Annotated in this window: 11 protein-coding genes, 1 tRNA gene and 1 pseudogene; 6 read left to right on the top strand and 7 right to left on the bottom strand. The window is 61.5% G+C overall.

The features are described 5' to 3' along the window. On the bottom strand, positions 1–231 hold a 231-nt coding region (locus ACZLZY_RS09090), incomplete at its 3' end, for a BLUF domain-containing protein (RefSeq protein ID WP_472933901.1). Positions 232–239: 8 nt separating this feature from the next. After that, positions 240–1,904, bottom strand: coding sequence for a putative bifunctional diguanylate cyclase/phosphodiesterase (locus ACZLZY_RS09085; RefSeq protein ID WP_472933900.1), 1,665 nt, complete (start codon positions 1,902–1,904; stop codon positions 240–242). A gap of 417 nt (positions 1,905–2,321) precedes the next feature. Between ACZLZY_RS09085 and ACZLZY_RS09080 the strand changes: the two are divergent. Further along, positions 2,322–2,953 (top strand): annotated as a pseudogene (locus ACZLZY_RS09080) (tyrosine-type recombinase/integrase). Between the two features lie 490 nt (positions 2,954–3,443). On the opposite strand, the gene ACZLZY_RS09075 reads toward ACZLZY_RS09080, so the two are convergent. From ACZLZY_RS09075 to ACZLZY_RS09060, 4 genes are all read right to left on the bottom strand, one after another. Beyond that, entirely contained in the window at positions 3,444–4,625 is a 1,182-nt protein-coding gene (locus ACZLZY_RS09075) for a glutathionylspermidine synthase family protein (RefSeq protein WP_472933899.1), read from the bottom strand. A gap of 2 nt (positions 4,626–4,627) precedes the next feature. Beyond that, a complete protein-coding gene (locus ACZLZY_RS09070; RefSeq protein WP_472933898.1) occupies positions 4,628–5,200 on the bottom strand; it encodes a DUF1190 domain-containing protein in 573 nt (190 codons plus the stop codon). Between the two features lie 10 nt (positions 5,201–5,210). Further along, the gene (locus ACZLZY_RS09065; protein WP_472933897.1) at positions 5,211–5,612 is read right to left on the bottom strand and encodes a DUF350 domain-containing protein; all 402 of its coding nucleotides are present in this window, start codon (positions 5,610–5,612) and stop codon (positions 5,211–5,213) included. 112 nt (positions 5,613–5,724) lie between these two features. After that, positions 5,725–6,402 (bottom strand): DUF2491 family protein, encoded by a 678-nt coding sequence (locus tag ACZLZY_RS09060; RefSeq protein WP_472933896.1) that lies wholly within the window; start codon positions 6,400–6,402, stop codon positions 5,725–5,727. A 96-nt stretch (positions 6,403–6,498) separates the two neighbouring features. On the opposite strand from ACZLZY_RS09060, the gene ACZLZY_RS09055 reads away from it, so the two are divergent. The 5 genes from ACZLZY_RS09055 (at position 6,499) to ACZLZY_RS09035 (ending at position 14,632) form a co-directional block, all read left to right on the top strand. Further along, entirely contained in the window at positions 6,499–6,930 is a 432-nt protein-coding gene (locus ACZLZY_RS09055; RefSeq protein WP_472933895.1) for a YjfI family protein, read from the top strand. Next, a complete protein-coding gene (locus ACZLZY_RS09050) occupies positions 6,927–7,676 on the top strand; it encodes a PspA/IM30 family protein (RefSeq protein ID WP_472933894.1) in 750 nt (249 codons plus the stop codon). Before ACZLZY_RS09055 ends, ACZLZY_RS09050 begins: the two co-directional genes overlap by 4 nt. A 791-nt stretch (positions 7,677–8,467) precedes the next feature. Then, on the top strand, positions 8,468–10,939 hold the full coding sequence (locus ACZLZY_RS09045; RefSeq protein WP_472933893.1) for an ABC-three component system protein: 2,472 nt from the start codon (positions 8,468–8,470) through the stop codon (positions 10,937–10,939). Continuing rightward, on the top strand, positions 10,929–11,579 hold the full coding sequence (locus ACZLZY_RS09040) for an ABC-three component system middle component 1 (RefSeq protein WP_472933892.1): 651 nt from the start codon (positions 10,929–10,931) through the stop codon (positions 11,577–11,579). Before ACZLZY_RS09045 ends, ACZLZY_RS09040 begins: the two co-directional genes overlap by 11 nt. Further along, positions 11,576–14,632 carry an AAA family ATPase gene (locus tag ACZLZY_RS09035; protein WP_472933891.1) on the top strand — a complete coding sequence of 1,019 codons (3,057 nt, stop codon included), beginning with the start codon at positions 11,576–11,578 and terminating at the stop codon, positions 14,630–14,632. The genes ACZLZY_RS09040 and ACZLZY_RS09035 overlap by 4 nt, the downstream gene beginning before the upstream one ends. 633 nt (positions 14,633–15,265) lie before the next feature. Here the strand turns inward: ACZLZY_RS09035 and ACZLZY_RS09030 are convergent. After that, positions 15,266–15,341, bottom strand: a tRNA-Thr gene (locus tag ACZLZY_RS09030). Between the last annotated feature and the right edge of the window lie 184 nt (positions 15,342–15,525).

The following is a 15,525-nucleotide window of genomic DNA, read 5'->3' as shown; positions in this document are numbered from 1 at the left end:
GCGATAGTCCTGCTGGATCCGCTCGAAGGTAGCCTCAACGGCTGCCAGCGGGCCTTCCAATACTTGTGCGAAGACGCCGGCGTTAAATAGCAGCGCGCCGGTAATGCCGACGGCCTCGTTGTTGCGGCGGCTGGTCTCGAGGATGGAGTTCACCTCGGCCGCAAAGTCCGCATTGTCTGCCGAGATCTCGTTACGGCTGTAGTAGACGAGTTGGTACAGTGTGTCTGGCATGTTGGTTCTCACGAGGCGAGGAAACTAGGGATGCTGTCCGCCGACATGGGGCGGCCCGTGAAGAAGCCTTGGACATGGGTGCAGTGCTCTCCGCGGATATGGGCGAGCTGCTCCTGGGTCTCGACCCCCTCGGCGGTGATCGACATTCCGAGGCTCTGTCCAAGGACTGCGATCGCCTTGAGGATGGCTTCGCTATCCCCGCCTTCGCTGGCACCTTGGACGAAGGATCGGTCAATCTTGATCTTGCTGAAGGGAAACTTTTGGAGGTAGCTCAGCGAGGAGTAGCCCGTACCGAAGTCGTCCATCGATATATTCACCCCGAGATCGCGTAGGGCGTGCAGTGTCCGCAGCACGTTTTCCGTATTGTCGAGGAGCGCACCTTCGGTGATCTCGATCTCCAGCCTGTGAGGAGGTAGTCCCGCATGGGCAAGCGCCGAGAGTACGGTTTCGACGAGGGCATCGGACTTGAACTGGACAGGCGACACGTTTACGGCGACCGTCATCTCGTCCGGCCACGTCATGGCTGTGGAGCAAGCGGTACGAAGCACCCATTCCCCGATCTTGCAGATGAGGCCCGTCTCTTCAGCAAGCGGAATGAAGTCGACCGGCGATACCCGCCCCCGAACGGGATGGTGCCAGCGGATGAGAGCCTCGAACCCCATGACCTTGTTCGACTGGAGGTCGACGAACGGCTGGTAGTGGACATCGAACTGTAGCAGGGCGAGCGCTCGGCGAAGGTCGATCTCAAGTTCCCGGCGGTCGCGGAGGGCCGCGTCCATGCCCGCTTCGAAGACGCGAAACCGACCGCGTCCGGCTCGCTTGGCTTCATATAGGGCGAGATCGCCGTTCCTGAGCAAGTCGCGGGGTCCGTTGCCGGGCTCTGCGATTGCGACTCCGACGCTGGCGCCGATGTTTACTGTGTGGCCACTCAACACGTAGGTCCTGCCAATTAAGTCCACGAGCCGGGAGGCCAGCCGCTCCGTATCCTGTTGATCGACGATACCTGTCTGGACGACCACGAACTCATCACCGCCGATACGGGCGACACAGTCGTCCTTTCGGCATGCCGACCGGATCCGGTTCGCCACCTTCTGCAGAAGCAAGTCGCCGATCCCGTGGCCGAGAGTGTCGTTGATGATCTTGAACCTATCGAGATCGATGCAGTGCACCGCTACGCAACGCTGCTCGCTAGGAGAAACGGCAAGAGCGTTCTCGAGCCCCGCACTGAGACCGCTGCGCTTAAGCAAGCCGGTAAGCTCGTCCTTGTCGACGACCACGGATAAAGCTTCCATGTCGTCTGGAAAAAGGCTTAACACGCGCCCCGTCTTGGTGGCCGCGCCGAGAAATGCCCTAAAGCGGGAGTTCTCCTTCGAGGTGACCATGAACGGCTTGCCTTCGGCGGCTAGACGGTCGAGCGGATCCTTATGTTCGGGAAACACATCCCTAAAACGGAGGCCGACGATCCAGCCTCCTAGCAAGCCTTGGGCCGAGGCGTTCGCGTATGTCAGTTCCTCGTCGTGGTCCAAAGCCAGTACGGGATGGGACAGGCTATCCAGCACGACATCCGCTTCGGGCGGCAGTCGATTGTCAGTGACTGCGAGGTGAAGGGCTGTCATGGGGGCCTCTGGTTTGCGATCACTGCTGATCTGCTCCCCATCAACTTTCCCGATCATGAATTAGCCACCTAATCCGTTTCTGCAAGATGGAAGAACGTTGACGGGGTTAACACCAAGTTGCGCCCCCGAAAGTTTCGCTGGTTTGATCAAATCGGCCTCTATTGCGGGATAATCGTTTATCTAGCTTTGACAGGTTGCTTTCCTTGGGACGTTTTTACCTTTTCGTTGCCAAGACCTGCCGGATTTACTGGCCCTTGGCGAGAACGGTCATGTCTCATCGATAGATTGTCGATGCTACAGATGGCCTTAAATTGGAGCCGGGCAGCCGCGACCTGCGAAGCACAATCTCGCTTTTGGAACACCATTGATTGCTCGACAATGACAATGATGGGTCGCTGCCGGTCGGCGCGGAGAAGCCAATCCAAAACTGAAATCAGGTCTCCCTTCGGCCATTTTGGCCGTGGGAGAACGACGATGGAACATTCACAGTTTGATCCGGTCATTGGCGACCGGAAAGCTTGGAACGCTGGAAGAACGGTTGGCGCGAAACTGCGCTGAAGGCACCACTAGTTTGGGCGCTCCGCTTCTGGCTCGATCACGAAGGCCGGGTGCACTACCGAGCGCTCTTCGATCTTGACATCGACAGCAAGCTGCGCGGCTGTGACGTCGTCAAAGTCAAGATCGGCGACCTCGTGTCGGGAGGGCGCGTCCGGGCCCGGGCCATTGTCGTGCCACGAAAAACGAAGCGGCCTGTGCAGTTCGAGCTCTTGGAAGCGGCGCGAGGAAGCCTTCGTTCATGGTTGGAACGTCGCGGCGGGACTATCGACGACTACGCCTTCCCGATCCGCATTGATCATTCAGCTCAATTGAGCACACGCCAGTACGCCCGCCTCACCGACGAATGGGTAACGGGAATCGACCTTCGAAAAGAGGACTATGGTACGCATTCGCTTCGAAGGACGAAGGCATCGATCATCTACAAGGCAACCGGCAACCTTCGGGCCGGGCAGATCCTTCTTGGGCACACCAAGATCGAGAGCACGGTTCGTTACCTCGGTGTTGATGTAGAGGATGCCCTGGCACTCGCAGAAAGCACTGAAATCTAGCAGTTCGTCGCTGCCTTCGTCGAAGGAGCCGCCGCTTCGGAGCATTCCCGCGGCCGTTCCGACAGCAAGGTAGGGTGCTATCCGCAACTGACGAAGAGGGACGTCAGAACGCTTGCGGCGGCTGGCTACGCCGTTCTGGTTGCCGTGGAAGCGGCATGAGAGGCAAGGTGGAAACGAACATCGTTTCGACGGAAAACGGGCGGCACGCACGTCCTGTTCGCAAACTGCGTCAAGCAGGTGAAGCTGCTGACGGTGCTGCGTAAGTACGACAAAGTCGCCCGCGAATTCGTCCACGAGCGTGTCGACCATCATCGCTATCTGCTGCGTCGCAGCTAGCCCGAGCTGATCGGCCTCGAACTTCGTTTATCTAAAGATGGGTCAAGGCGACGCGAAAGCCGGAGCATTATGATCTGTCGATCCTTGAACGCGACCCAACTCAATCCCGCGGGCCGTATTCAGCGCCACCGAAGCTCGCCAGCACTTCAACGCATTACTCGAAAGCAGCATAGTCCGCCTCGTCGAGGATGGCGTGTGGCACGAAGCGGGAGAGGTTGCGGGTGATGCGCGAGCGGTCCTCGCGGATGCCGAGGCCTGCGGCCTTGTCACCGACGATCCAGGGACCCAGCACGGCGTATTGCCCTTCGGCTTTGAAGAGCGGCGTCAGTTCCTGCAGGATGGTCGGGCCGTCGCCGTAGTCGCCCTCGGTGCTGTCGGTTTCCTCGCCTCCTTCGGTGATGGCAATGTTCTCGCCCTCGCGCGAATGCAGCGGCTTGCGTACGGCGGCGTCAAGGTTCGAGGCGCGAGGGTCGTCCGAGAAGAATGCAGGCAACAGGTTCGGATGACCCCGATGCCGCTCCCAGAGGAGCGGCAGGATGCCCTTGTTCGAGAGGATCGCCTTCCAGGCTGGCTCGACGAATTCGGTTCCCGACGTCGAGAGGTGCTTGGCGAAAGGCTCGCGCAGCATGTCCTCCCAGGGGTAGAGCTTGAAGCAGCGGTCGATGACGCGATCGGCGGGGTCGGTGAAGCGGCCGACGGGGTCGATGCCGATGTCGGAGATGTCTATCAGCTCTGTCGCGTGCCCGGCCTGGATCGCGCAGTCCATGAGATAGGCGACGGTGCCGCGGTCCTCCTCGTTTTCCGTTACCACGGCAAAATGGAAGATCGGCCCTTTCGGGAATGTCGCGAAGGTCTCGATCAGGCTTTCCTGCAATAGATTGAACTGGTCAGCGCCGCTAGGCAGGCGACCAAGCGCGATCTGGTCGGTCAGCCAGTTGTACTGGAAGTAGGCGCTTTCGAAGACGCCGGTCGGCGTGTCGGCATTATATTCCAGCAGCTTCGCCGGACCCGTCCCGGTATAGGCGAGGTCGAAGCGGCCGTAGAGATGGCGCTGCCGGCTCTCGAACGAAGACCGCACGGCGTCGAAGAGCTCCGGCGGGATGGCAAGCCGCTCGAGGTCCCGCTCGCTGGCGACGACATCGCCGACGAGGTCCATGCAAAGCGCGTGAAGCTCCTCGCTCGGCGCCTCGATCTGCGTTTCGATCTCCTCCATGGTGAAGAGGTAGGCGACGTCGTCAAGCCAATAGGGCTCGCCATACATCTCGTGGAAGCCAAAGCCGACGGCCTCCGCCTTTTCCCGCCAGCCTTCGCGCTCGGGGATTGCTACGCGGCGCATCCTCAGCCGCCGAAGGAGAAGCCGCGGTTCGACGACAGCCCGCCGAAACCCTGCCGCGACACCGTCCGCGTGTTGACGTTGTAGGGCCTTGGCTGCGGCGGCTGGCCGATCGCCGGTGGATCGCTACGGTAAGTCTGCCCGCCGCGCCCGGTATAGATCGGCGCGGAATTGTAGCCGGTGTCGCGCCGGTAGTTCCGGTAGGCGGCGTAGTTCGTGAGGTTCGAGATCGCCGAGGAGACGAGATAGCCGGTCATGAAGGGGACGAAGAAGCCGCCGGTCCCGGTCCCCGTGCTGCCCTGCGCGGCCGCTTCCATGCAGCGGCCCTCGCCGTATTCGGCTTCGCAGACGGCCATCGCGTTGAACTTCGGCGCGTTCTGGACATGCTGCTGCAGCGCCTGTTGGTACTCGGCGTTGCAGATGTCGCTGTCGACGCCGGCCGCGATGCATTGTGCCGCAGAATTGTATACGGTTTCGGCAGGCGGTGTGTCGCCGCAGGAGGAGAGCACCAGCCCGCTCGCGGCGATCGTGCCGAGAACGAGGATGGGCGGCCGGCGCCCGGTGAAGCGTCTGGTCATGCGGGCCTCCTCAATAGGTCATGCAGGCGGCGTTCAGCATGCCGACTGCGACCGCGATACCTGCCGCCCAGGTGCCGCCCGCCATCTCGCCTGCCGTGATGCGCGCGGGGAGGCCGGACATGGTAAGTGTAGCAAGGAGGAACGCGACGCCCTGGACGAGGCCGCCAACGACGGCCCAGATCACGAAATCAATGATGCTGACGGAATTGGCCGCAGCCGATGCCAGCGGCAGCGAGAAGCCGATAATGGCGCCGAGAAAGGCGACGACGGCCGCGGTATTGCCAGTTCGGATAAGGCGAAGCTCGTGATGAGGGGTCGCGGCAGAATAGGCGACGGCAAAAAGCGCGAGCGCGGCAAGACCCGTCGCGAAGTAGGCCAGGAAAGCCGGCAGGCCGGCGACATATCCGAACATGGGCGAACTCCGAACGAAGCCGGCAGCGCCGGCGGAAAGAAGCAAGAAACCGGCGCCGCCGGCGGAACACTGAAAGAGGCCGGCACACCCAACACGGGGTGCAGGCAGGCTGTCAAAGCCGGCGGACGTCGCCGGGCAGAAGGCCATAGCCGAGGATAAACTCGATCGAGGCGCCCTGCCGTGAGTCGCGGTCGGCGAGGTCGCGCTCGATATTGATGAGCAGCATCTCCTGCCGCGTGCCCAGCATGCGCGCATAGAGCATGCATGACTGGTGGATGGAACGCCGGACCCGCCCGTCGACGATGTCCTCGACGAATTCGACGAGGTCGGCCCGGCCCTCTCCCTCGCCCCAGAAACGGTCGAAGAGGATGCCGTCAGCGTCGTAGCGCGGCTGGCCGATCGTGCCGCGCGGTCCGCGCCATTCCGCCCATTCGGCAGCGTTCGCGGGGACGACGCTGTCCCAGGGCTGATAGAGGCTGACGTCGAAGATCTCCTCGCCGGGCTGGGCCGAGGCCGACATGACCTGCAGGATGGTGTCGCCGTCGTCGTAGTAGCGGGAGAGAACGGTGGTGGCGTCGAGGCGCGCCTCCCCATAGGCCGCGACGATCATCATGCCGCCCGCCGGCACCGGCATCGCGGGCGACGACCCCACGGTGTCGGCCTGCAGTCCCAGCGTGTCGATCTCGACCCCGCCGCCGAGGACGACGCCGAGCGGGCCGTGCTCGGGCGCCAGCGCGCCAGCCGCCTCGCCTTTCGAACCCGATCCCCAGCCGAAGAGCCGTCCGATCATGTTTCCCGCCTTGGTTCTATAGAGGTTCGCCACTAGATATCGCGCGCGGGGACCTTTTGAAGGTGGGCGCGTCGAAACACAGGGGGAATTGATCGCGTGACAGTCTGGAACCTCAATACATTGACAGAGCTCTTCGCGTCCGACCCAGCAGCGCTCGGCGACGTCGACGTTAGCATCCCGCCGGAAGGAGACGTCCTCTGCGTCACGATCAAGGAAAAGGGCTTCCTCGACGTGTTTGTCACCGCCGGCGGCGATCAGGTGATGGCGAGCGTCATGCTGGCCCCGGCTTCCTCCATCCCGAACCGCGAGGCGTTCGAGCGTTTGATCCTCAAGACGCATAAGCTGGTACCGCTTTCGACCTTCGGCATCTCGATCATCAACGGCGAGGAATGGTATGAACTGTTCGGATCGCTGTCGGCCCTGTCCTCGGCCGAGGTCGTGATCGAGGAGGTTGCGGTGCTCGTCTCGAATGCGGAGGACGCGGCACATCTCATCGAGGAATGGAAGAACGGGGAGATTGCGGCATGAGCGTCTGGGGCAAACTGTTTTCCGCCGTGCGCGGCGGCGTCAACGAGGTGGCCGAGAACGCTGCCGATACGCAGGCGCTGCGCATCCTCGACCAGGAAATCCGCGACGCCGATACGGCGCTCCGGCGCGCGCGCTCCGATCTCGCCGGCATCATGGCGACGACAAAGGTGCTGGCCCGCCGGATCGAGGAGGCGAAGGCCAAGGAAGCCAAGGACATGGATAGCGCTCGCGCGGCGATGGCGGCCGGTCGCGAGGATCTGGCCCGGGGTCTTGCCGACCGCGTTTCCGCTGCCCGCGCCGACATCGGCCGAGACCAAGCCGAGCACGACCGTCTGCAGGCACAGCAGGGTCAAATGATCCGCGCCGTCCAGGACACCGAGACGCGCATCCAGACGATGCGGCGCGAGGTCGATGGCGTGAAGGCCAACGAGTCGCTGCTGAAGGCCCAGTCCGCCATCGCGTCCAGCCATGCCGGCGTCAATTCACGCCTCGGCAGCGCGATGGAATCACTTGAGCGTGTGAAGAAGCGCCAGGAGATGACGGCTGGCCGCATTCAGGCCGGCGCCGAAATGCAGGCGCTGGAATCGGGAAGCGACCTCGACCGCGCCCTTCTCGAAGCCGGTATCGGCGGCAACCGCGCTTCCTCTGACGACGTCTTCGCCGAACTCACCCGCATCGACAGCGCACCGGCGCTTCCCGGTCCCTCCGGGCAGAAGCTCCAGATCGGTCACAATCGGGATCGGTGACGACGATGAACCAGCAAGTGCATTCCAGGTGGTATTCCGTGTTCCCGGGATATGCTGAGCTATAAAAATCGACAGCGGCGCGAGGCTAGGGCGAGCGAAGTAAGGCGTAAAATCTCTAACGGTATTACTTTGCTGCCTCTCCGCCTGACCGGGCATCTCCCCCGACAAGGACTGAGATTAGGCAGTGTCGTTCAAGCTGGTAATCTTCCTACCAAAGGCGCTTTCTCGTTTTGTGCCTCTCAGCGCCTGGCCTGCTGTTACTTCGCCGCATTCACCCGATTACTAAACCGACGCTTAGGCAGGATCTTTAGATGGAGTGATTGGTGGCTTGTGGGGAAAAGCGATATACTCGAGAGGGCGACAATGGGTGCGTAGCGGAAATCGTTTCCGATGGCGCAGACGGGCCGTAAGCTGATGGTCCGCTTCAAGGACGCAACGGTGGAAAGCTGACGTTCGGCACACGACCAACATGCGCCGTTCGATGGCCAAGCGTTCGAAGGCAGCTTCCGCCGGAAACTGCCGCCGGCACAATCCTCTGTCTGCCGACAGCAACGCGTCCTACCTTCGGCTGTTTTGCGGCCAGTGGCAGACTTTGAAGCGGACCTTCGAAATTGGCTGCCGCACCGCTTCGCTCAGCACGGCCAACTTGTATCTGAAGCTTTGCCTCTTGCACCCTCGTGTCCCGCAAGAAATCCGGATAAGATTTAGATGCGAAGAATCCCGGCAGTTCGCTATCAAGCTGCTATGAAAATGGAAGGCCAGACCGAGACCGTATCGGTGGTGTGTGCCTGTTGCCGAAAGCGATTCGTCACAGATGTTCGAACGCCCCTGACATGACGCCCCAGCAGATCATTCAGAACGCCAAAATTCCAGGGACTCAGAGCATTCTCGTGCTAGGGAGTTTCGAGAAACGTGTCACCGTCTACGCACAGCAGGTGCGAGCACTCAATCTCGTTGATGCGATGCTTTCGGAGAGCCTTATCCGACCCAGAGGCGGCAAGGTCGCGATCATTGGCGGAGGCGCAGCGGGCATCACGGCCGCAGTAGCGCTTGCGCGAGCCTGCCCTGAGCTCGAATGGCTGGATCTCTTCGAGCGGAGCTCAGGCATCCTTTCGCTGCAGCACGGAAGCCGGCGCTTTCTTCATCCGCATTTTTACGATTGGCCTGCGGCGGGATCCGACTCCAAAGATGCAGGCCTCCCGATCATGAACTGGACTGCTGGTCCGGCCGGGGATGTCGCCGCAATGCTGCGAGCTGAGTTCGAGGCGGCGCGGCACAACACCGTATTGACACTGCACTCGGACCAGACCGTGACCAAGCTTGTGCCAAGCACGCTTGGCCCGATCAGGGTCGTGGTCGACAAGGGCTCTGCCGTTAGGCGCATCTACGATGTCGTCATTCTGGCTATCGGCTTTGGCCTTGAAGCTCATCTTGACGGCGAGACACCGACATACTGGGCACCTTCGGGCCTGGCGGGGCCTATCCATACCCAGCTTCAGAACCCGTTGCTGTTCGTTTCAGGCAATGGCGATGGGGGCTTGGTCGATTTCCTCATGGCGGCCTTCAACGCGCTCGAGCATCACGAGATCGGCGCCATGCTCATGGGTCTCGATCTCGGACCGGCACGCGCTGAGCTTGAGGCGATCGAGCAGGAGGCGTGGACAGCAGGAGCGGATATTGACGTCCTCGCCGCTTATCGCGCCCGCCTTACTCCGATTATGCCCGCGGCCGTATGGCATGAGATTGCCGAAAGGCTGCGCCCTGCAGTGCGCATCCATTTTCATACCCGAGAGCCGCGCCTGCTTCGGAGGACAAGCGCGCTTCACAATCGCCTCGCCGTCTACCTTGTGCTAGAGGCCGACCGCGAGATAGGCAGCAAGGCGATCACCGTCACAACCGGCGTGGAGTTCGAAGGTAACATACCGAAGCGCGGGGCGATCACCCTCACCGGGCAGCCCCCGTTCGAGCCGTTTCGCCGGTTTCTTCGACTTGGCCCCGACTCAGCGCCAAACCTTGATCCATTTCAGGATGTTCTTGCCGCCTACCCCGGAGCGGTGAACCCGCCGCTATCCGCGACTCGACCAGAGTCACCGGCGCTGACGGCAAGCGCCGCAGCGCGGTTTACTGGTCTAGGTCCAGGCCCGGCGGTCGAGCCGGAGCCGGTGGCGCCAGCGCCCGCCGCGGGGCCTCTGACTATCAGCCTTGCCTCTGGCGCTGCGGGCGCTGTTGTTTGGTCTTGTGAGCTCGGGCCCGACGATGCAGGCCAGATTTGGTCGGGAGGAAGAAGCGTCGCCCTTCACAGCGAGATCTCCGCTGTCGATGCTGCTCCGCTCGCCGCGGCGCTCGCTCGGCTCGGAGCCCATGCTGCCGGCTTCACGCTCTACACGAAGGATGCTGCTAGCTGGCGCGCAAGCTTGGGCGCGCTTTGCGCCAGCAAGGCGCTGCCAGGCCCTGATCTCCAGATTCGCTGTGCCGTCGCTGAGTGGCAGGATGCTGCCGTCATCGGTCCGGCAGTCCAGCTCGCCGCGCCCTTGCTTGTGGCAACCATCCAGAGCCGGCTCGATCGCGAGGTTCTGCGCCAGCTGCACGCCGTTCTTTACGAGATACTCGGTCCTCCGGCGGCTCCGACCGGCTGGCCAATCGAGCCAGCCCTCCGCGCGCGTCTTTGGGATCGATGGAGCGAGTGGCATGCTGCGCTCGCGGCCGATGAAGCGCTTTGTCGGCGCTTCCTTCGCCTGCTCACCTCGGAGGACGATCGGGAGCCAGCTGGCGAGGCGGCGCTTGTTGGGCTCGGGCCAAAGACGCTGCGACCGTTTATGACGAAATCGACGATTTTCGCGTTGGCTTTCGCGGTCTGCTCGGGAATGCCTATGTCACCGACGGGCCTCTATCCGGGCAACGTCGCCTACGATTCGATGACAGGCCACAGCTGCGGCGTAAGCTGGATCAATGAACGCAGACTCGGCACGCGCTGCGTGATGGATCAAGCTTGGACCACGGGCGTGGTGCTGCTTTCGCAGTTGCAGGAGGCCGTGCGGATGATGGAAGGTGAGCTCAGGATGGATCGGAGCATTTCAGACGCACCAGCAGTCGGCACCATCTCGGCAATCGAGAACCCCCTGATTATCGGTGCGGATGAGAGCTTTGTTATGGCTCTAGAGGCGGGTGAGCCTGAACTGCAAGAATACTTTCAGTCGATCTTTCGTTGGCGCAATCAGACCGCAGCACCGATGCTCGAGGAGGTGGCTAGTGATGCAGCGTGAGATTCTTCCGCTGATGCTGCTCATGATCGAGGCCGCGCAAGGCATAGGCGCGTTCGTGACTGAAGCTCCCGACGAGCTCAGCGGATCAAGGTTCAACTCGGAGGTGCTTAGCGACGCGATCGCCGGCGGCACAATTGGTCGGCGTGAAAGCGATCTCCCGCACCACGTCGCCGCAACGACCTTGGACGGCATACCCGTGCTGTTCGGAATGCTCGATGGATCAGCGTTGAAAACGAGCGTTGATCAGCAGATGCGTCGTTATCGCAACCAAGCGACCATCGCTCGTTCGTGGCTGGGCTCCGATGCGCCGAACCTGCAGCTATTTGTGGCGGCGCCGAGCGGGGCCTTGCGAGATCCGGCATGGCGCCAGCTCGCAGCAGAGATCGAAGCAGATGATCGGACGTGTCGAAAGCTGGTCTGGCTTTTCGAGGGATCACCCACGCTTGACGACGCCAAAGGCTTTCTCGAACGCACCTTCATCGCTCGGCCTTGGCCAGCGGAGCAGCTTACGCAGCAACTCGACAGCATGGCCAACATTAGTCTTCCTATTGGGTGGGAGGAGGCAATCGAGGATCCTGATTTTGACTTCGGCGAACTCGTTGAGCGGCTCATCGAGCTGGAGCGGGGGGCACCGGCATGAGCGAGCTTTACCTGCGCAGCGTCGAGCTTTCGAACTTCCGCATCTATGGTAACAGCTACGCCTTTGAGCTTCCGGACGGGCCGGGTGTCACGCTGATCACCGGAGCGAACGGCCTCGGAAAGACCAGCTTCTTCGATGGCGTGGAGTGGGCGCTCACCAATCAGGTCAGCCGCTTTCAGGACATTCCGACGGACGCTCGGCGCAAGGAACCCGATCCGCTGACCCGCATCGGAGCGCCCGCGAACAGCCATCGGGTGAGCCTGCAGTTCAGCGACGGCGATCCGATCGACCGTGGCGCCGGCTTCGTTCCGGATGAAGACGCGATCGCGGAGCTTTTGAAGCGCTCGGAGTGGGCGAAGATAGCCAATCTCCATGGCTATCTCTCTATCACCCACTTTCTGGGACAGGCAGCGACGCAGCGCTTCTCTCTTCGCAAGCCTGAGAAGCAGTGGGAGGCCCTGAAAGGTCCCGCTGGCGTGGACCGCATAAACGCGCTCCGTGAGCGGATGAGCGGTCTCGGCGTGCGACGGGCTTTCACTCGCGCTCTGGACGGCCGAACGAAGAGGCTTAGCGAGGCGTCAGAGTCGCTGGCAGCTTGGACGTCGCTGCTTGCCGAGCGCAATCGCGCCAGGCAGCTTTCCTCTTCGAACGAAGCTGTTTCACCCGCAGCGCTGCGCAACGCTGTCGAGCTGGCAAGCGCTCAAGTCCTTAGGCTGGTGCCTGGTGTCGATTGGAGCATGCCGGAACCATCCACACCTTCAGAGGCGCTGCTCGAGGCACTCGCCGAGCTTCTTCGCGCAATCGAGCAGCGTAGCGTGGCCGACACCGAGGCCGTCGACACGCTAGCGAAAATTGCGGCTGATTTCGACGCAGCCGGCGCAGAGACGCAGACTATCCGGAGCAGGGCCGAAGATATCGAGCAGCGCCGGGCCGCAGCCGTCGAGAAGCTTGCGGGAGCCGACGCCTCGCTCTTGCGGGTGACAGCTAATTTGGCCGCCACTCAGCGCCAAGCTGCGCAGGCGCAGGCACGCTCTGTAATCCTTACGCGAGTGCGGGCCGCTCTTCGTCAGCTGGAGGATGCGCAATCGCGTCGTGGCGACGCAGCTGAGCAGCTTGAGCGCGCGCACGCTGAGCTAGGCAGGATCGGGGTCAGCATCAATGCTCTGGTGGAGGGCCTTGCGCGCGCGACCGCGCAGCGAGCTGATCGCCGAGCTTTAGCGGACAGGGTCACGCTTGCGCGACGCAGGGCCGAAGTCTCGGGAAAGCTGACTGCGACTCGCGCCGAGATCGACCGGCTGACGCCGTTTCTTGCGAGCAGGCAAGGGGCGGACCTGCGGGCGCAGCGCGAAGCTCTGGTCGGGCGGGACGCGGCTGCTCAAGCCATGATCGCGCGCATCAACGCAGATCTTCGCGCGCTCGACGATCGCACACGGGCCATCTCCGAAGCTGTCTCTGTTATTGCGCATCGTCTGGGGCATGACGACGTCACCTGTCCCGTCTGCGCCTCTGAGTTTCCGCCGGGGCGGCTTGCGGACCTTGCTACCCAGCAAAGCGCCGCCGATGCTGGGCCTGCATCGCAATTGGCCACTGCGCTGGCGGAGGCCCGGGTGGATAGCGAAGGGTTTCGGCGTCAGATCGTGGATGTCGAGCGCGCCATCGCGGAGCTTGAGCAGCTGCAAGCATCGATGGCGACCTTGCGTGCACGGGAGCAGGAGCTGCGCCAGCAGCTTGTCGAAGCGGGAGGTTCGGCAGATGGGATCTACGACCAGTCCGAGACGCTTTTTCTTGAGCAGAAGCTTGTCGAGACTGATGGGAAGCTCGCCGCCAGTGACACCCCAGAGCAGATCGACGTGCGCCTAAAGGAAGCTGATGCGGTTCTGAAGGCGGAGCTGACGAAGCGTGGCACGCTCCAGCAATCCAGGGACGCAGCCCACGAGGATGTTGAGGCGGCACAGAGCACATTGCGGCAACATGCCGAGATATGGGTTGACGACAAGGGGCTACTTGTCGATCTCGACAATGAGCAGGCAGCTATAGAGAGCCAGCTCTCCGACCTCACCTCACGAATATCTATCGAACGTGCCACTGCTGATGAGGCTAGATTGGCGCGGGACTCCCAACGTGAGGCTGAGGTTCGGGAGACCCAGGCTCAGACCGCGTCCAACGCTCGTCTCGATAGTTTGGCCAATACTAGATCTGCCCTCGTCAAGCGATGGATGGATGCTGGCGAGAGCGGGGAACCCGACACAGCGCGAGTGGCTCAAAGACGCGCCCGGATCAAGGAACGTTCGGCGCAGGTTTCGCAAGTGCGCGAGAGGCAGCAGCAGCTTGTTGCCGGCTATCGCAAATGGATGAGCGACGAGCAGCTGCGCCGGCTCGAGGCGCGGATTGCAGATATCGTGCGTATTGAGAACGCCGCAACCGATCTTGATGTCCGCCGGCTGCTGGAAAGACGCGTTGAGGAAGCGCGTCGCGAGCTTGAGTCTACGCAACGAGCGCGGGATCGAATTGACGCCGTTGGCAGCCAGCTCCAGCAGCGAGCGGAGTCATATGCTGATGATGTGCTGGCGCCGCTTAACGTCACGATCCAGAGGTTTGCCCGGACGCTAATGACTTGGGCGGATGCATCGATCATCTACCGCGCGGAGCATCATGTGACGCGTTCCGAGCTGCGCCCCGGGATCGTGCGAAGCGAAGCTGACGGATCGGTAAAGCAACTCGAGATGAACCCTAACCTATATTTCAGCGAAGGCCAGCTTTCGGCGCTAAGCGTGGCCGCCCTGCTCGCGGCCAGCACGACGTTCGGATGGTCCCGGTGGCGGGGCCTGCTCCTCGATGATCCACTTCAGCACAACGACGTAATCCACGCGAGCGCGTTCATGGACGTGCTTCGGCAGATGGTGCGCGAGCTAGGTTATCAGGTGATCCTCTCCACGCATGACAGTTCCGAGGCCGAGTTTCTGGGTAGAAAGTGCCGCAGCGCTGGCATTCCGTACTATGTTCACGAGCTTGTGCCACAAGGAGAAGGTGGGCTGATCTCCCACGTTGCTTAGGCGTCCGCCCCGTTTTTGACCGATGGCTGCTCCAAACATTTTGCTCCGAGAGGTTGTCAATCCGTTGTCGGCCCGACTTTTGTAGTCCAGCGATGCGGATCTGGTAAAGTCTGCATGGCGGCTACTGACAAGACCTGCCGTTCGAAAGATCGGTCTGGAACGGCTACTTAGCCCCAGTGCCGATCGTTTTGACCGCCGTTCGGAGCTTAGTTCATGAACGGCAGGTTTCAGGACAGCGCGGGATCAATTTGGACTACTCAGATGGGCGCAAAGCCGCCGTGCCAAAATATCCATGAGAACTTGAACGCGGTTCCGTCGAAATCAAACGAAGCCTATAGGGATGTGTAGCGAAGGCTTATTCGTTTTCTGTGTGTGTGTGGTTGTGTAACCAATCGCAAAAACCTTCTGAACGCGGCGCTGACCGTCGAAGTCTCTCTGCTTGCCGACATGAGAAGTTTCATAAGCGTGCCCTGATTCCGGACGATTTCACAATTTCAGAAAGCTGGCAGCTCAACGATTTGAAGGCAGTTGTATCAGGAGGAATGGTTACCCCGGAGGTTACCTCAACGTTGGCATGGATGCCTAGCAGAACGACTCTAGTAATCTTACATATTGTTTTCATTAATGAAAAAATGGTGCCGCTTAGGTGACTCGAACACCTGACCCCGTCATTACGAATGACGTGCTCTACCAACTGAGCTAAAGCGGCATGCCCTGACCAGAAATGGCTTCCCGCGGACGGCGATCTGATACCGACAAATCGGGACGAGTTCAAGCCGCAAATCGACATCGGCCGGGGAGGGGCGTCCGGCAGAAAGTTTCGGACCAGTTTTGTCGATGCGAGCGCCGCCGGCATTTCGCGCGCGCCGCGCTGGGTTGCGTTATCAGCGGCA

This window comes from Mesocryomonas lacus (genome assembly GCF_055730135.2).
The sequence above is the reverse complement of the archived record's forward strand: the minus strand, read 5'-3'. Positions and strand labels throughout refer to the sequence as shown.